This window comes from Shewanella sp. QJM3NY_23 (assembly GCF_056173105.1).
This window is the reverse complement of record NZ_CM149657.1, coordinates 2,148,443-2,165,842: the sequence shown is the minus strand read 5'-3', so window position 1 is coordinate 2,165,842 and position 17,400 is coordinate 2,148,443. Positions and strand designations below refer to the sequence as shown.

At 46.6% G+C, this 17,400-nt stretch carries 13 protein-coding genes and 1 pseudogene; 7 read left to right on the top strand and 7 right to left on the bottom strand.

What is annotated here, in order from left to right:
• Positions 1-11: 11 nt before the first annotated feature.
• A complete protein-coding gene (cmoB, locus tag AC0VXX_RS09845) occupies positions 12-1,004 on the bottom strand; it encodes a tRNA 5-methoxyuridine(34)/uridine 5-oxyacetic acid(34) synthase CmoB (protein ID WP_475514092.1) in 993 nt (330 codons plus the stop codon).
• Positions 1,001-1,732, bottom strand: a complete 732-nt coding sequence (gene cmoA, locus AC0VXX_RS09840; protein ID WP_475514091.1) for a carboxy-S-adenosyl-L-methionine synthase CmoA — start codon at positions 1,730-1,732, stop codon at positions 1,001-1,003. Before cmoA ends, cmoB begins: the two co-directional genes overlap by 4 nt.
• A gap of 149 nt (positions 1,733-1,881) precedes the next feature.
• On the opposite strand from cmoA, the gene AC0VXX_RS09835 reads away from it, so the two are divergent.
• The 7 genes and pseudogenes from AC0VXX_RS09835 to AC0VXX_RS09805 all read left to right on the top strand — a co-directional run bounded on the left by AC0VXX_RS09835 (position 1,882) and on the right by AC0VXX_RS09805 (position 13,085).
• Entirely contained in the window at positions 1,882-4,749 is a 2,868-nt protein-coding gene (locus AC0VXX_RS09835; RefSeq protein ID WP_475514090.1) for a transporter substrate-binding domain-containing protein, read from the top strand.
• A gap of 171 nt (positions 4,750-4,920) precedes the next feature.
• Positions 4,921-6,711 carry an aspartate--tRNA ligase gene (gene aspS, locus AC0VXX_RS09830; protein ID WP_475514089.1) on the top strand — a complete coding sequence of 597 codons (1,791 nt, stop codon included), beginning with the start codon at positions 4,921-4,923 and terminating at the stop codon, positions 6,709-6,711.
• A 65-nt stretch (positions 6,712-6,776) separates the two neighbouring features.
• Complete coding sequence (locus AC0VXX_RS09825; RefSeq protein ID WP_475514088.1) at positions 6,777-7,523, top strand: YebC/PmpR family DNA-binding transcriptional regulator; 747 nt, start codon at positions 6,777-6,779, stop codon at positions 7,521-7,523.
• A gap of 4 nt (positions 7,524-7,527) precedes the next feature.
• Positions 7,528-8,049, top strand: a complete 522-nt coding sequence (ruvC, locus tag AC0VXX_RS09820) for a crossover junction endodeoxyribonuclease RuvC (protein ID WP_110457740.1) — start codon at positions 7,528-7,530, stop codon at positions 8,047-8,049.
• Complete coding sequence (gene ruvA, locus AC0VXX_RS09815) at positions 8,046-8,663, top strand: Holliday junction branch migration protein RuvA (protein ID WP_475514087.1); 618 nt, start codon at positions 8,046-8,048, stop codon at positions 8,661-8,663. The genes ruvC and ruvA overlap by 4 nt, the downstream gene beginning before the upstream one ends.
• A 19-nt stretch (positions 8,664-8,682) precedes the next feature.
• Positions 8,683-9,696, top strand: coding sequence for a Holliday junction branch migration DNA helicase RuvB (gene ruvB, locus AC0VXX_RS09810; RefSeq protein WP_475514086.1), 1,014 nt, complete (start codon positions 8,683-8,685; stop codon positions 9,694-9,696).
• An 875-nt stretch (positions 9,697-10,571) separates the two neighbouring features.
• A pseudogene (locus AC0VXX_RS09805) lies at positions 10,572-13,085 on the top strand (TonB-dependent receptor plug domain-containing protein).
• Between the two features lie 164 nt (positions 13,086-13,249).
• Here the strand turns inward: AC0VXX_RS09805 and gloA are convergent.
• The 5 genes from gloA to rsxD form a co-directional block, all read right to left on the bottom strand.
• Complete coding sequence (gene gloA, locus AC0VXX_RS09800; RefSeq protein ID WP_475514085.1) at positions 13,250-13,660, bottom strand: lactoylglutathione lyase; 411 nt, start codon at positions 13,658-13,660, stop codon at positions 13,250-13,252.
• 689 nt (positions 13,661-14,349) lie between these two features.
• Positions 14,350-14,994: an endonuclease III gene (gene nth, locus AC0VXX_RS09795; RefSeq protein ID WP_475514084.1), complete on the bottom strand. Its 645-nt coding sequence runs from the start codon at positions 14,992-14,994 to the stop codon at positions 14,350-14,352.
• A gap of 3 nt (positions 14,995-14,997) precedes the next feature.
• Complete coding sequence (locus tag AC0VXX_RS09790) at positions 14,998-15,696, bottom strand: electron transport complex subunit E (protein ID WP_475514083.1); 699 nt, start codon at positions 15,694-15,696, stop codon at positions 14,998-15,000.
• On the bottom strand, positions 15,689-16,327 hold the full coding sequence (rsxG, locus tag AC0VXX_RS09785) for an electron transport complex subunit RsxG (protein WP_475514082.1): 639 nt from the start codon (positions 16,325-16,327) through the stop codon (positions 15,689-15,691). Before rsxG ends, AC0VXX_RS09790 begins: the two co-directional genes overlap by 8 nt.
• A gap of 20 nt (positions 16,328-16,347) precedes the next feature.
• Positions 16,348-17,400 carry an electron transport complex subunit RsxD gene (gene rsxD, locus AC0VXX_RS09780; RefSeq protein ID WP_475514081.1) on the bottom strand — a complete coding sequence of 351 codons (1,053 nt, stop codon included), beginning with the start codon at positions 17,398-17,400 and terminating at the stop codon, positions 16,348-16,350.

Below are 17,400 nucleotides of genomic sequence, written 5' to 3'. Positions count from 1 at the left end.
TACTATTTCAGTTAAACCAAATCTTTATTCGGTTGATTCTTGGTGGCGATAAATGTGGCGCGTTTTGGCGCTGGATATCCTTCGACAGTCAAACTGATATCATTAGGGTCAAGGTAATCCACCAGTGACTCATTAGGCATCCAGTCGGTACTGCGCTGCTCTGCCAATGAGGTAACATCAATATCGACACAGCGAACATCGGTAAAGTCGGCTTTTTCTAGCCAAGCAGCTAAGGCTTTAGCCGAAGGTAAGAACCACACATTGTTCATTTTTCCGTAACGGTCACCAGGGACTAATACGGTATTTTCATCACCATCGACCACTAATGTTTCTAATACTAATTCGCCACCGGCACGCAATTGGTCTCGCAGCTGCAATAGATGGTCGATAGGCGAGCGTCGATGATACAATACCCCCATGGAAAATACCGTATCAAAGGCATCCAGTGGCGGTAACTCCTCTATCCCCAAGGGAAGAAAGTGCACCGGGTGATGCTCGCCGGCTAAGCGTTTTACCGCTTCAAATTGACATAAAAATAAAGGAGACGGATCAATTCCGACCACATGCTTAGCGCCTTCACCTAGCATGCGCCACATATGGTAGCCACTGCCACAACCCACATCGAGTACAGTACGATTGGCCAGCGGTGAAATATGCGGTTTGACGCGATCCCATTTCCAGTCTGAACGCCATTCGGTATCAATATGGATACCGTGCAGGTGATAAGGACCTTTGCGCCAAGGTTTAAAAATTTTTAATAGGTTTTGCAGCTTTTCTCGTTCGCCGTCACTGAGTTGCTTACCACTGCCGATGGTCACACTGCTAGTAAAGTTAATCTCATCGGGCTCAGGATAATGCAGCTTATTGAGGACTTTTTCCCACTTGGGTAAATCACCATGTTTATTATTGCGTTGCCATTGCCCCAAAATAGCGGGCAAGGTTTCGAGCCAATGTTGCAGGCTAGAGTCGGCAATCTGTTTGTAAAACGAGCTGAAACTTATCACTTTATCGCCACCATAGAAGCAAAATTAAAACATTGGAACCACACACTAAAATGACTAAAGCCCTGGGCTTTTAATCGCCGCTCATGTTGTGGTAATGAGTCGGGTTTCATGACATTTTCAAGTGAACTGCGTTTCTGGCTGATCTCCAGTTCGCTGTAACCATTGGCGCGTTTAAAGTCCAAATGGAGTTCGTCGAGTAAGGCTTGTACTGGTGCATCTTCAAAGGTGAGCTTTTCTGATAACACTAAAATGCCACCGGGTTGCAGGCCGCGGTAGATTTTATTGAGCAATGTTTCGCGGTCATTTGGTGCTAAAAATTGCATGGTAAAATTTAAAATGACCATGGAGGCATTATCAATTTCAATGTCGCGAATATCGCCGCAAATCAGGTCGACAGGCGTATCGCTAACATAGGCATTTAAGTTTTGCTGACAGCGCTCAATCATAGACTGGCTATTATCGACGGCAATAATACGGCAATCGCGTCCGTCAAGGCGACGACGCACGCTAAGGGTCGCTGCGCCCAGCGAGCAGCCTAAATCGTACACCCGGGTATTGGGTGAGACACATTTGTCGGCGAAATCACCTAATGTACTGATAATTTGGGCATAACCTGGCACGGAACGCTTAATCATATCATTGAACACACCAGCAACCCTGTCATCGAATTGAAAGTCACTGATATTTTCACATGCTTGGGCGAATATTGTATCTTGAGATGAGTTCATGAGTATTGATTAGATAAGTTCGATTTTTCATTCTAGCGAAACATCAGCGTTAGCAGCAAGCCTAGTACTGGAAATTCTAGAGAAAATTCTGTCTAATATCCTAATTACAACATATATTTCACAACGCCTTGACGTTCTAGGGAAGATCATTGAAATTACTTTATCCTTTACTCCTTGCCATGGCGTTGTGTATGTCGTCATGCGCGCGGGCCGACAGTGAACTGCCGCCGTTAGTCTTGGTGATGGGCACCGACAGTTTTCCTTATCAGTTTGTTGATGATGGTGGTGAGCCTAAAGGTATCTTGGTCGATTTGTGGCGTGAATGGGCCACGCAAACGGGTACAGCTGTTGAGTTTAAGCGTTTAGATTGGCAAGACTCTCTCGACCAATTGGCACAAGGCCATGCCGATATTCACATCGGCATGGGACATACTGACTCGCGTGAGTCGCGCTATGACTTTGCCGATGCTATCACTTCAGTTAATACCTATTTATACGTGCGTAAATCGCTACAGAATAAAAACCATTTACGCGACTTAATCCCATATCGAATAGGCATTGTGAGTGGCTCATCTCATGAAGCAAATTTAATCAAGCAGTTAAGTGGGCTTAATTTCCGCTACTATGATTCACGCGATGCACTGCTTAATGGCGTGATTAACGGCGAAGTTGATGTGTTTGCGGGGATGGAAGGGTATCTTCGCGATAAAGCGGTGAGCCGAGCGGTGATGGAAGCCTTTCCATTAGAGCATCGACTCTTGATTAAAACCATTCCTATTCTACCTGCCGTTAAACAAGGTAACCAAGCACTGCAAGCCAAAATCAATCAAGGTTTTCAATTAGTGACGCCAGCGATGCGCGCCGCGATAGAAAAGCATTGGCTGGGATTTAGCCATGATGCTAAACGGCTGATTATTGCCACGCCTGTGGGTATCGAACCTTATGTCGATATTGGTGGCGATGGTCAGCCCCATGGTCTGTATATCGACATCTGGAAGTTGTGGTCACAAAAAACCGGTATCGCGGTCGATTTCCGCACTAATACCTTCGATGCCACCTTAGAGGATGTGGCTTATCGCCGCGCCGATATTCACATAGGTTATCCATTGGATGAGGCGTTGCAGGTGGAGGGGGGCAATATTGTGGCAGATACTAGCCTCGCAACTACTTTAGCCGATACCCGTTACGCGGATTTACGTCCTGTATGGCAAACCTATCAAGTTAATAGTCATCTATTTAGTTACCAAAAGAGGTTAACTACTCTCGACAGCCTTGCGGGTCATCGTATCGGCGCGGTGGCGTCGGCACCCTATTTAGATCAATTGCACAACACCTTTCCAGACAGTGAGCTGCATTTATTTAATGATGTTGAGCAGATGATAGCAGCGGTGCAACAGGGTGATATCAAAGCTTTTGTTGCGGCTTCTGCATGGACACAGCACTATTTAATCAAGGCCGATGCTTGGCAAGATTTTTACCCTTACCGGGAGCTCACATTCACCAGTGATATTTATGCGTTAACCCGCAGCGAAGATGAGGGACTGATTAAACGTATCCGCGCCGGATTTAACCTCATCTCGGCAACTGAACTGGCTAATCTCGAAAGTAAATGGATTTTAGACAACAATGACAGGACGGTAAAAGCGAGCACGACAGCGCTGCCGCTCAGTCCTGCGCAGCAGCGCTATTTAGCTAACCTTAGGCCACTTAATATCGGTTACCTGCAAGATTGGCCGCCGATGGAGTTTGAAGGCGAAGATGGCCAATTTCAGGGGATTAATCATGACATTAGCCAGCGTTTGGCCGCGCAGCTGCATCTGACGTTTGTTCCCGTGATGTTTAAGGACTGGAGCAGCATGCTCGCTGCACTCAAGCGTGGTGATATCGATATTGTCGGCAGTGCCGCCTTAACCGCTGAACGTGAAAAAGAGTTGGTGTTTTCTGGCCCTTATTGGCCATCGCCTTGGGGATTGGTGACTAACCTTAATAATGCTTTAGTTTTTAGTTTGGCGCAGATGAGCGGTAAACGTTTAGCAATCGTCGAAGGTTATCATTTGATCCCGCAGCTGATGAATAACACCCTAGGCATAGAGCTTATTTTAGTCCCCAATACGCGTGCTGGTATTGACGCTGTATTGCAAGGCACCGCCGATGGTTTTATTGAAAAAGTGATCAACATGGGAGTTGAGCTTAGCGACAGCGATCATCGTCAGTTAAAAATGTCGGTGTTAGCCGATTACTCCGATCAGCAGAGTCATTTTGCATTAACCGCACAACTGCAACCGTTAGTGCCGCTGCTCGATAAAGCGATTGCACAATTGTCTACCGCGCAGCAACAGCAGATCTACCAGCGTTGGATTGAGCAAGAATCCCCTCATTCGTTTGTGTCTATCAGTTGGAAGCAGGCCTTTTATCTCTTGCTGGTGGTCGTATTAATGTTGATGCTAGCCTTATGGTGGCGCAATGCTGTTCGAAAGCGCCAAAGATACCGCCCCCATATAGGGGCAAGCTTGGCCACTTCATCGACACCAGAGTTTGACCCGTTAACTGGCCTGCCCAATCGCAGCATATTGGATGATAGATTAACGCAAGCGATATTAACCCATCGCCGTGAAATGCAGCCTTTTGCCGTGCTGTTTATCGGTTTTGATAACCTAACACAGCTCCAGCAGCGCCTAGGTGCAGGGCAACCCCAGCAGCTGATGAACATAGCCATAAGTAAGCTCAGTACCTTGGTGAGAAAATCTGATACCTTGGCCAAGTTTAACGATGAGCAGTTGGTGGTTATCCTTAATCACAGCAAAGAGCTGACTCAGGTCTGCCAAGTAGCCGAGGCGATTATCGATACTTGCTCGGCACCTTTTGCTATCGATGCTGAAGATGTGGCACTATCGGTCAGTATTGGGGTGGCGATGTTCCCACGCGATGGCGACTGTGCGGTCGAGATACTCAAAAAAGCCGATGAGCGATTATCGCGAGCCACAGCACAAGGCGGTGGCTGCTATCGTAGTGCGTGATCATATCGACGGCAAATCGCCAATTGCTGGATATTTGCTCATCCCACAGGTTTACTTCATGTTAAGACGATGAAGTTGTTTTGAAATCGGCAATATTTCACTATAATGCCGCTTTTGTCATGTATTGAATATTCCTCAAGCACCGCTTTGTGGATGAAAGGAAAGGGTTAGATGCGCAGTCATTATTGTGGAGACGTCAACGGGTCTCATGTTGGAGAAGAAGTCACTCTTGTCGGTTGGGTTAATCGTAGCCGTGATTTAGGTGGTGTTGTTTTTCTAGATCTCCGCGATCGTGAGGGTATTGTTCAGGTTGTGTATGATCCAGACTTGCCTGAAGTATTTGACATTGCCAGCACCTTGCGTGGTGAGTTCTGTGTACAAGTTAAAGGGCTTGTGCGTGCTCGTCCTACAAGCCAAGTCAATGACCAGATGCGTACTGGCGAAATTGAAATTTTGGGTAAAGAGTTGCGTATTCTTAACAGCGCTGCGCCACTGCCCATCAACATGGACAAAAACCAGCATAACACCGAAGAGCAGCGTCTTAAGTATCGCTACTTAGATTTACGTCGCCCAGAAATGGCTGAACGCATTGTATTTCGCTCAAAAGTGACCAGTGCCGTACGTCGTTTCCTCGATGGCAATGGTTTCCTTGATATTGAAACGCCTATTTTGACCAAGGCAACACCGGAAGGCGCGCGCGATTATTTAGTGCCAAGCCGCACTTATAAAGGCCAATTCTTTGCCTTGCCACAGTCGCCACAACTGTTTAAACAGTTGTTGATGATGTCAGGTTTCGATCGATACTATCAAATTGTTAAGTGTTTCCGTGACGAAGACTTACGCGCCGACCGTCAACCTGAATTCACCCAAATCGATATCGAAACCTCGTTTATGTCATCAGCACAGGTGATGGACAAGACTGAAGAGATGGTTCGCGGTCTGTTTAAAGAGTTACTGAATGTCGACTTAGGCGAATTCCCTAAGATGACCTTTGCAGAAGCGATGCGTCGTTTCGGATCTGATAAGCCAGATCTGCGTAACCCGCTTGAATTAATTGACGTAGCAGACTTAGTTAAAGACGTCGACTTTAAAGTATTCCAAGAACCTGCTAACGATGCAGATGGTCGCGTCGCCGTATTGTGCGTGCCTGGTGGCGCTTCGCTGTCGCGTAAGCAACTTGATGAATATGGCAAATATGTCAACATCTATGGTGCCAAAGGGCTAGCCTGGATGAAAGTCAATGAGCTAGAAAAAGGGCTTGAAGGGATTCAATCTCCCGTGCTTAAGTTCCTTAGTGAAGAGGTGGTTAACGCTATTTTAAGTCGCACCAATGCATCTAATGGCGACTTAATCTTATTTGGTGCCGATAAAGCGAATATCGTTGCCGAGGCAATGGGGGCACTACGTCTGAAAGTGGGTGAAGATTTCAACTTGCTGCAAGGTGAGTGGAAACCGCTGTGGGTTGTGGACTTCCCAATGTTTGAGCGCACATCGGATGGCGGTTTACATGCCATGCATCACCCATTCACTGCGCCAAGTGGCATTAGCCCCGCAGAACTTGAAGCTAATCCAACGGCAGCTATCTCTGATGCATACGATATGGTGCTCAACGGTTGTGAGCTCGGTGGTGGTTCAGTGCGTATTCACAACAGTGAAATGCAGTCAGCGGTATTCCGCATTTTGGGCATTAATGATGAGGAAGCCCAAGAGAAATTTGGCTTCTTACTCGAGGCGTTAAAGTACGGCACGCCACCACATGCAGGCTTAGCCTTCGGCCTTGACCGTATCGTGATGTTGATGACTGGCGCCACGTCGATTCGTGATGTCATGGCGTTCCCTAAAACCACCACGGCGGCCTGTCCGCTAACTAATGCCCCAGGCTTTGCCAACCCGGTTCAGCTCGATGAGCTAGGCATCTCAGTGGTTGAAGCTAAACCTGAAGCCAAGCAAGACGCAGAATAACAAGATAAACATAGCCGAGCGAAAGCTCGGCTTTTTCGAGAACGTTTCGAAATAAGGAGTCAGTTATGGCCGGTCACAGTAAATGGGCCAACATCAAGCACCGTAAAGCAGCGCAAGATGCCAAACGCGGTAAATTATTCACTAAATTCATTCGCGAATTGACCGTCGCCGCCCGCGAAGGGGGCTCAGACCCCGATTCTAACCCACGTTTGCGCGCCGCTATCGATAAAGCCTTATCCAATAACATGACCCGTGACACAGTAGAGCGTGCTATTAAGCGCGGCGCTGGTGAACTCGATGGTCAAGTATTAGAAACCATTATGTACGAAGGCTATGGGCCAGGCGGCACTGCGGTGATGGTTGAGACCATGACCGACAATCGCAACCGCACCGTATCAGGCGTACGTAATGCCTTTAGTAAATCGGGTGGTAACTTAGGCACCGACGGTTCTGTCGCTTATCTGTTTGAAAAGCGCGGCGTGATCTCCTTTGATACAGGCTGTGATGAAGACACCATTATGGACGCGGCGCTCGATGCCGGCGCCGATGATGTGGTGACCCATGATGATGGCTCGATTGATGTGTACACCACTCCTGAAGATTTTGGCGCGGTTAAAGATGCGTTAGATGCAGCAGGCCTTGAAGCTGTGAATGCTGAAGTGACCATGGTACCGTCGACCAAAGCGGAATTGGATGCCGATACCGCCCCTAAGTTTCTACGACTTATTGATAATCTTGAAGATCATGACGATGTACAAGAGGTGTATCATAACGCAGAGATTGCCGATGATATCTTACAGGCCTTAGAGTAATGCCATGCCCATCATTTTAGGTGTTGACCCAGGATCGCGGATCACAGGTTATGGCGTTATCCAGTGTCAGGGAAGACACCAAATTTACCTTGGCAGTGGTTGCATACGCACCCAAGCCGATGATTTACCCTCTCGTTTAAAAATTATATTTGATGGCATTAGCGAAATTATTCGTCAGTATCAACCCGACGAATTCGCCATTGAACGGGTTTTTATGGCAAAGAATGCTGATTCAGCATTAAAGCTGGGACAGGCGCGCGGCGCGGCGATAGTGGCCGCCACCAATGCCAATTTACCGGTAGCCGAATATTCAGCCACCCAGATAAAAAATGCCGTGGTGGGGACTGGACGGGCGCAAAAGTCTCAAGTACAACACATGATCCAGCAAATATTAACCTTACCAGCAGCGCCCCAAGCCGATGCGGCTGATGCTTTAGGCGTTGCAGTATGTCATTTTCATACCTATCAGAGCCTGATCGCCATGGGCGGTAAAGCCAGTAGCAGAACATACGGAAGATACAGATGATTGGTCGTTTACGGGGGTTATTGGTAGAGAAACAAGCCCCAGAAGTCTTGCTTGACGTTAGCGGTGTGGGCTATGAATTACAGCTACCACTGACCAGTTTTTATGAGTTACCCGATCTAAACCAAGAAGCGGTGATCTACACCCATTTTGTGGTGCGTGAGGATGCGCAGCTCTTGTACGGTTTTATCACCAAACAAGAACGTGCATTATTTCGTTTATTGATTAAAACCAATGGTGTGGGGCCGAAATTGGCGTTAACGATTCTGTCAGGTATGACCGCCAGTGAGTTTGTTAAATGCGTTGAACACGATGATATTGCGACCTTAGTTAAACTGCCGGGCGTCGGCAAGAAAACCGCCGAACGTTTATTAGTCGAGATGCGCGATAAACTTAAGAGCCTAATGGAAGCTTCACAAGGTTCTGAGCGTGAATTTGTCTTGCAATCAAACTACTCAGCTAAGCCACAGGTCAATTCAGCCGAAGAAGATGCCATCGCCGCATTATTGTCGTTAGGCTATAAACCCGCCCAAGCGAGTAAAGCGGTCTCTGGGGTGTATCAAGAAGATATGGACTCAGAAACCCTGATCAAAGCCGCGTTAAAGTCGATGTTATAGCCTGTTAAGTGAGAATAAAATGATAGAAGCCGATCGATTAATTCAGGCGCAACCTCAAGGTATTGAGGAACGTGATGAGCAGATAGACAGAGCTATGCGACCTAAGTTACTCGATGAGTATACAGGTCAAGATGATACCCGCGCGCAGCTTAAAGTGTTTATTGAAGCCGCGCAGAAACGCGGCGAAGCGCTCGATCACATGTTGATTTATGGCCCGCCAGGTCTGGGTAAAACTACCTTAGCCATGATTGTGGCTAATGAGATGGGGGTCAATATTAAGTCCACTTCAGGCCCAGTACTGGAAAAAGCAGGCGATTTAGCCGCGTTGTTAACCAACCTTGAAGAGGGCGATGTGCTGTTTATCGACGAGATCCATCGCCTCAGTCCTGTGGTGGAAGAGATTTTGTATCCGGCAATGGAAGATTATCAGCTCGATATCATGATCGGTGAGGGACCTGCGGCGCGATCGATTAAACTGGAGTTACCGCCCTTTACCTTGATCGGCGCAACCACACGAGCGGGCGCATTAACCTCGCCACTGCGCGCGCGTTTTGGTATCCCACTGCGTTTAGAGTTCTATAATGTTGCCGATCTCAGTAGCATTGTGACCCGCTCAGCTAAGGTACTCGGCTTACCAATTGAGGATGATGGCGCTCTTGAAGTGGCGCGTCGCGCTCGCGGTACACCGCGTATCGCCAACCGTTTATTGCGCCGGGTAAGGGATTACGCCGAGGTAAAACACGATGGCGAGATCACTAAATATGTAGCCGAAAGTGCACTGGATATGCTCGATGTCGATGTTGAAGGGTTCGATTATATGGATCGTAAACTGTTACTGGCGATCATCGATAAATTTATGGGTGGCCCCGTTGGCTTAGACAATTTAGCCGCTGCGATTGGTGAGGAGCGAGAGACTATCGAAGATGTACTCGAACCGTTTTTAATCCAACAAGGCTTTATACAACGCACCCCAAGAGGGCGTATTGCTACGCCACGTGCCTATCAACATTTCAATTTGATTAAGCCTGATTAACCGAATCTCAGACTTATCAGCTTTACTTAACGACAGCGCGATTCGTTTATATTAAATGGGCCGCGCTGCGTTTTTATGTGCGTTTGCTTGTGCTTTATCTAGCGCGAGTTGACAGCGTTATCATGCTTAGGTTGTAGCATTACTCGCTAATCTTGATCTACTGGCTATTCACTATTTGTGCATGAATGATCCCCACCACTTGGATTGTTAATTAATTAACAATCGATCGAAATTTCAGTCTGCAAAGCAATAATCCAACCTTCCCCCTCTAATTGTATCGCCTTTGTTAAATGCGATGCTTTTAGTTTGTAAATTAGACGAGTGCTTCTCGGCGTCAACATTAAATAGGGCAACAAATAGAGTAAATAGGTAAATAATGACAGTATTCTCTAACTAAAGGCTATTGATTAATGCGTTAACCGCCATGGTATTTGGCGCTCAATTTAAACATATACGCGATGGTAAGCATCACATTATTAATACCAAACCTGCTAATTGTTAATTAATTAACACTGTCTTTTTTAACGTCAGTTTAGGCGGGAAGCGTCATAATAACCGGTAAAGCGTGATTCGTGTCACATTTTTGGTATTTACGTTGTTGCTTGTATGTATGTGATTCTTGGCTTTAAAAACGTGATCGGTAGCTATTTTATAAACAAAAAACCTCAAATCACGACATTAATCTATAGTTGCGCTTAATTAACGCGCTTAATTGTTATCGCTACTACTATGTTTATTAACTTTTTATTATCAATAGTTAAAAATTGTGGTTGTTGACGTGTGTTAAGTGACGAGACAGTATCAGGCCCAACGCTGAATAAATATTAATAGTTAACAGCGTGCAATAATAATGAAGGCAAGGGAGTTATCGTTACATGATAAGAACAAAATTAGCATCTGCAATTAAGTTGGGATTAATTGCTTCAGTCTCTACCAGTGGTTTTATTGCCTCAAGCAATGCCATTGCTGCAGAAGAAAGCGCATCGTTTGAGCGTATTGCCGTTACTGGTTCACGTATTCAACGTAAAGACATGGAAACGGCTTCTCCTGTTACCGTTATCGACGCGGCCTCAATTAAAGCAGAAGGTTTTACTTCGGTAGACCAGATGCTACAAGCACAAACGTCTATGGCGGGCGCCGCAGTGGGCTCTAGCACCAATAACGGTGCTGACGGTATCGCTCAGGTTGATCTTCGTGGTATGGGTTCACAGCGTACGCTAGTACTGCTAAATGGCCGCCGCATGGTTAACTCGGGTTCTGGTGCCGATAGTGCAGTGGATTTGAACTCTATCCCGGTCGCTATGATCGCCCGTGTTGAAATATTAAAAGATGGTGCTTCAGCAGTTTATGGCTCTGATGCTATTGCTGGTGTGGTGAACATCATCACTAAGAAAGATTTCGAAGGTTTCCAAATCGACCTAAACGGTGGTGCTACCGATAAAGGTGATGGTGAAAACGGCGATATCAGTGCGCTATACGGTTTCAACACAGATAAAGGTAATTACACCATTGGTGCTGCTTATTCTGACCGTCGTGGTGTGATCCAGTCTGATCGTGATTGGACTACGCCTGGCGCGAGTTCATTTTTGCCAAATGGTTCATTAGGCGGTTTGATCAAAGATGAAAATGGTAACTGGGTAGAGCGTGATTGGGGTTATGATTATACCCAAGATAGCTACTATCAAACGCCGAGTGAACGTTACAGCTTGTTTGCCAACATGACACAAGAGTTGAGTGACGATATTATCTTTAACGCTGACGTGTTATACACCAAGCGTAAGTCCAGCCAACAGTTGGCGCCGCAACCAGCCAATCTAATGCTAGATGTCTGTGTGCCGGGTCAAAACACGCTCGAGTGTATCGATATCGATGCCGATATGGCCAGTGCTGGTATTGTGGCCGATGATAAAGGCCTTGTTAATTATAGAAAACGTATGAATGACGTCGGTTCACGTATCTATAAGCAAGATACTGATACTTTGCGTGCGTCAATTGGTGTTGAAGGTGCACTGGATGTGCATACTGGCATGAACTGGGACTTGTCCTACACCTATGGTAAGAACAAGGCTAGCACATCGGTTGAAAACTCAATCAATGGCGCCTTGATGACTAATGCCATCTACGCCAATCAAGATGCATGGTTCACAGGGCAGCCTGTTACCGATGCCGATTTGCTTAATAGCGTAAGCTACAGCGAACAAGCAGATGGTGGTAACGAGCAGCATGTATTATCTGCAGGTCTAAACGGTGAATTGTTTGAGCTTGATGCAGGTGCTGTTGGCTTTGCCATCGGCGCAGAATATCGCAGCGAAAGTGGTTACTATAATCCAGACCCAATCGTAGTTGCGGGTGAAAGTACCTCAGCGCAGCAAGATCCTACCGATGGCGATTATAACGTTATCTCTGTCTATCAAGAGGTGAGCGTACCTTTCACTGAGAAGTTAACTGGTGAATTTGCACTGCGTTTTGACGAGTATTCGACTTTTGGTAATGCATCAACGTGGAAAATAGGCCTGACCTATGAAGCAACTGATGATTTAATGCTGCGCGCAGTGGCTGCAACCGGTTTCCGTGCACCAAGTGTAAGCGAATTATACGGCGGTAACTCAGGTTCGTACGATTATCTTGATGATCCTTGGGGCAATGCATTAGATCCTCAGATTTTGGTTAACCGTACATCAGATGAAAACTTACAGCCAGAAGAGTCTGACTCTTATACTGCCGGTTTAGTATATTCACCAAGCTATGTTGAAGGCATGTCGTTAACGCTTGATTACTGGCGCTTTAAAGTGGATAACGCGATTGCGCGTTTAGACACACAAGCTGGCCTTAAAGACTGTTTTGCTGGCGATCAGAGCGCATGCGAAACCTTTAACATCGGTCCGAATGGCGATCTAGATAACTTAACTAACTCGCTAACTAACGTGGGTACTCAAGACACAAGCGGTATAGACTTTAACCTAGCCTACAACTTTGAAGGTTTAGGATTAGATTGGGCGATTGTTAACGATACCACTTACTTGCTTAACTTCGAGCAAGACGGTATTGACTATACCGACACTATCGACGGTAACTTCGGTGCCTATGCAGAAGTGCGTAATAACTTCAGTATTAAGGCTGGTCAAGATAGTTGGAACCTAATGTACTTCAACCGTTATATCGGTGAAATGGAAGATTTAGCCGAAGGCAATAAAGTGGATGCGATTTTGTATCACAACTTGTCGGCAACTTACTTCCTAAACGACGCGTGAACCATGAGCGCTGGTGTGAAGAACTTGACCGATGAAGAGCCATCACGTGTGTCTAACGGCAGTGACGGCGGTACGGTACCTGAAGTCTATGACACGGTAGGTCGTCAGTACTTTGCTGGTGTGACGTTCAAGTTTTAATCGATAATTAGCTTGAGGTATTTAGCGATGCATTGCTGAGTATCAAGAGCTAAAATAAAAAAGCGCCTTAGGGCGCTTTTTTTATGCTTAACTTGCTGCTTTAACATAGCTGACTTGGCGATAGCCGTTAGCGTCAGAAAACGTTATTTAAGTCAGCTAACGTTTTAGCCTAGGCCTTGTTGCGCCGAGTTAAGTTGAATAAATTCAATTTTATAGCCGTCTGGATCTTCAACGAAGGCAATTTCAGTACTACCACCGGCAACAGGGCCGGGTTGACGGGTCACTTTACCTCCGGCGGCTTCAATTGCAGCACAGCGACTGTAGATATCGGCTTCGCCAATGGCAAGGTGGCCAAACCCTGTGCCTAGATCATAGCTATCGGTATCCCAGTTATAGGTCAACTCTACCACTGCGGCACCTGTGCTTTCGTCGTCAAATCCGACAAAGGCGAGGGTATAACGGTATTCTGGGTTTTCAGATTGTCTAAGCAGTTTCATGCCAAGGATTTCAGTATAAAAATGGATGCTGCGTTCGAGATTGCCAACTCTAAGCATAGTGTGAAGAAGTTGTGCCATGAAGACCTCTTATTCTGGTTTAAGATGGCGGCCATTATACCCCTAATTAAGGTCAGTGGTCATCTCTGCCTAAAAGGTCGCTAAAGTCTGTTTAAACATAGGATTAGGCTCAATAATAGTGGCCTACTACTCACCACCTGAATCAGTAGCCAATCACTTTAATAGTAACTGTGGCATTACTAAAGCATGACTAGAAAGGTGCACAGGCCTCCTGTCATATTGCCACTATAGCGCCTATGACTGAGGTCACAGAATTCAGTAAATACTTTGGTGCAAATCTGCTTTAGCCGCATAATGACTTAACGTACTTAAAGGAGTTTAATCATGTCTAGCGAATTAAAAATGGCCTTAGGCTTAGCTGTCACCATCGCTCTGGTGCTATCAATATTCTTTGTATCAATGTTCTAAACCGCTGTTGATATTGATAACTGGTGTGTTGTTTCAATGAAAGGGCTTAATGAGCAGCTTTTACGTCAAGGCCCGAGCGCTCATGCTGATCTAAGCGACATGGATGACGCCGCTGAACGACCCAAAGAGCCACTGTGTGGTAAAAAACACCCGTAAAAATGCACTGTCTCTTAATTTGATGAGGTTATCGATATCTAAAAAAAAGCCGCATTAGCGGCTTTTTTGTTGGCAGATAACTTGAGTCTGCTTGGGCATAAAAGCCGCTTGCGATAGGGCTAGCCTCAGTCTTCGTCAGGATAGACTTTGTCTTTAAACTCGCACAACTCTTCAATAATACAGCTGCCACAGCGAGGCTTACGGGCCAAGCAGGTATAGCGACCTTGTAAGATGAACCAATGATGTACATCGACCTTAAATTCAGCTGGTACGACTTTTAACATCTTCTGCTCAACCTGATCGACATTTTTCCCCATGGCAAATTTAGTGCGATTGGCAACGCGAAAGATGTGAGTATCCACCGCAATGGTCGGCCAGCCAAAAGCGGTATTAAGCACCACATTAGCGGTTTTTCTGCCCACACCAGGTAAGGCTTCGAGGGCTTCTCTGTTCTCGGGCACTTCACCTGCATATTTTTCAACTAATATCTGGCAGGCTTTGATGACGTTAATGGCCTTATTATTATATAAGCCTATGGTTTTAATATACTGTTTTAAACCATCAACCCCTAAGTCTAAAATGGCTTGGGCGGTATTTGCCACAGGAAACAATTTATCAGTGGCCTTGTTAACACTCACATCAGTTGCTTGGGCCGACAAGGTGACGGCAACCAAAAGCTCAAACGGTGATGCAAAGTTAAGCTCTGTCTCCGGCTTAGGGTTATTGCTACGCAGGATCTCTAATATTTGGCGGCGTTTTTCGTTATTCATCGATTAACTTACCTTGGTAATTCTAACTCGGGTCACGGCTTGCTCTGGCTCTGGAGCTGGGCGATGTGCGGCAATCTTGTCATCGATGATATTTTTGGCAGCAATTAAAAAGCCCATGGCGATAAATGCCCCCGGTGGGAGCATGGCGAGCAAGAAATTGGTGTCTACCTGCCAGAAATGGATGGTCAGATCGGCCGCCCAGTCGCCAAGCAGCAGATTAGCGCCATCAAAAAGGGTGCCTTGGCCTAAAATTTCACGGCACGCCCCTAACACCATCAAGACTAAGGTAAAGCCGAGGCCCATCATTAAACCATCGAAAGCGGCTTTGCTGACGGTATTACGCGAGGCAAAGGCTTCGGCGCGACCGATGATCACGCAGTTAGTGACAATCAGCGGCAAAAAGATCCCCAGTGACAGATATAAACCGTAGGCGTAAGCGTTGATCAGCAGTTGTACGCAGGTCACGAGCGCCGCGATAATCATCACAAATACCGGAATACGGATCTCTTTAGGGACGAAGTCTCTCACTAGCGATACTAAGATGTTGGAGCCAACCAATACGACTAAGGTCGCTAAACCCAGCCCGATGGCGTTTGTTAGGGTCGCGGTTACGGCCAGCAATGGGCATAAGCCCAATAATTGCACCAGTCCTGGATTGTTTTTCCATAAGCCTTGCCAGGCAATATCGCGATAATTACTCATAGGAAACCTCACAATTAGCTGGGCGGTTAAGCAGTTGTGCTTGGTTAGCATTAAAATACTGCAGGGTACGTTTTACCGCGCCGACATAGGCTCTGGGGGTGATTGTTGCGCCGGTAAATTGGTCAAATTGTCCGCCGTCTTTTTTAACGGCCCACAGCTTATCATTGTCATCGTTCAGCTGCTGCTGATTAAACAGGTAGACCCAATCTGATTTACGCAACTCAATTTTATCACCCAGCCCAGGAGTTTCATTATGGGCTAGGGTGCGCACGCCGAGCACCTTACCTTGCACATCTATGGCGACAATCAATTTGATTTGGCCATTATAACCATCCGGTGCGACGGTCTCGATGGCGATGGCCACAGGTGTACCTTGTTGGCTGGCGATATAAGCGGGTAAAGGTTCATCCACGCCAAGCGCGGCAGCGTCATGGATTAAAATACAATGTTCAATTAAGGCGTTGTCATGTATCTCATCGGGAATGATCTGATGCAGAGTACGCATTAATTGCAGATCTTGTTGCTGCTTAATACGATCGGCAGTAAACAGATTAACCATGGCAACTAAGGCGGTGCACAGCAGTGCAAATAACCCCAATAAACTGCCATTTTTAACAATAGAACGTTTCAATTTACTCTCCTGAGCATGACTTAACGGCTTGCTCGATGGCCATAGGCGCGAGGCTTCACATAATAGTCGATAAACGGCGCACACAGATTGGCTAACAATACAGCAAAGGCGAATGCATCAGGATACCCCCCAAAGCTGCGAATGCTGTAAACCAATACCCCGATTAATGCACCAAATAGTAAGCGCCCTTTAACGCTGGTTGCCGCAGTAACCGGATCGGTGGCGATAAAAAAGGCTGCAATCATAGTCGCGCCAGAAAATAGATGCAGTAATGGGCCCGTATGAGTGTCGGGGCTTAATAGATAGCCGATACTGGCGCAGACAAATAAGCTGCCGATAATAGCGCCGCTAATATGCCAGCGGATCAGCTTAAGCTTAAGCATACATAAACCGCCAAACAGATAGGCGACATTAATCCATACCCAGCCAATGCCAAAGCCGTTTTCAAAGGTAGGCTTTTCCAGTGCCTCATTGATGGTCAGTCCCGTTGAAAGCGAGGTTTTAATCGCATCGAGCGGGGTCGCCATACTCATGCCGTCAAAACCGGCGCGATAGGCTAATACTTCTGCAGGGCTTATCCCTTGAAAAATAATCTGCAAGCTTGCCAATAAGCTGACATCGTTGAGCGCTGCGCCCGCAGGGGCCACCCAGGTGGTCATCTGTAAGGGAAAGGAGATCAGCAGCATGACATAAGCTGCCATCGCCGGATTAAAGATATTGTTACCTAAGCCACCATAGAGGTGTTTAACCACTAAAATGGCAAATATCACACCAATGACACTAATCCACCAAGGGGCAAGCGCAGGAATGGCCACGCCGACCAATAACCCCGTAAGTGCGGCGCTATTATCACTTAATGTTGGCCAAACTGGGCGCTTACGTAACGATAAAACCGCCGCTTCAGTGGCCATCGCAACGGCGATAGACAGTAGCACTTGGATAATCGCGCCCCAGCCGAAGAAGTAACATTGAGCCAGCACACCGGGTAGTGCACAGGCCATGACCTTGAGCATTAATGTGCTGGTTTGTGCACTCGTATTTATATGGGGCGAAGATGCCATCTTAAAAGCCAT

Bases quoted from the DNA above. Each gene is read 5' to 3' on its own strand.
- cmoA (WP_475514091.1), bottom strand. From the start codon at position 1,732: ATGAACTCATCTCAAGATACAATATTCGCCCAAGCATGTGAAAATATC.
- aspS (WP_475514089.1), top strand. From the start codon at position 4,921: ATGCGCAGTCATTATTGTGGAGACGTCAACGGGTCTCATGTTGGAGAA.
- AC0VXX_RS09825 (WP_475514088.1), top strand. From the start codon at position 6,777: ATGGCCGGTCACAGTAAATGGGCCAACATCAAGCACCGTAAAGCAGCG.
- ruvC (WP_110457740.1), top strand. From the start codon at position 7,528: ATGCCCATCATTTTAGGTGTTGACCCAGGATCGCGGATCACAGGTTAT.
- ruvA (WP_475514087.1), top strand. From the start codon at position 8,046: ATGATTGGTCGTTTACGGGGGTTATTGGTAGAGAAACAAGCCCCAGAA.
- ruvB (WP_475514086.1), top strand. From the start codon at position 8,683: ATGATAGAAGCCGATCGATTAATTCAGGCGCAACCTCAAGGTATTGAG.
- gloA (WP_475514085.1), bottom strand. From the start codon at position 13,660: ATGGCACAACTTCTTCACACTATGCTTAGAGTTGGCAATCTCGAACGC.
- nth (WP_475514084.1), bottom strand. From the start codon at position 14,994: ATGAATAACGAAAAACGCCGCCAAATATTAGAGATCCTGCGTAGCAAT.
- AC0VXX_RS09790 (WP_475514083.1), bottom strand. From the start codon at position 15,696: ATGAGTAATTATCGCGATATTGCCTGGCAAGGCTTATGGAAAAACAAT.
- rsxD (WP_475514081.1), bottom strand. From the start codon at position 17,400: ATGGCTTTTAAGATGGCATCTTCGCCCCATATAAATACGAGTGCACAA.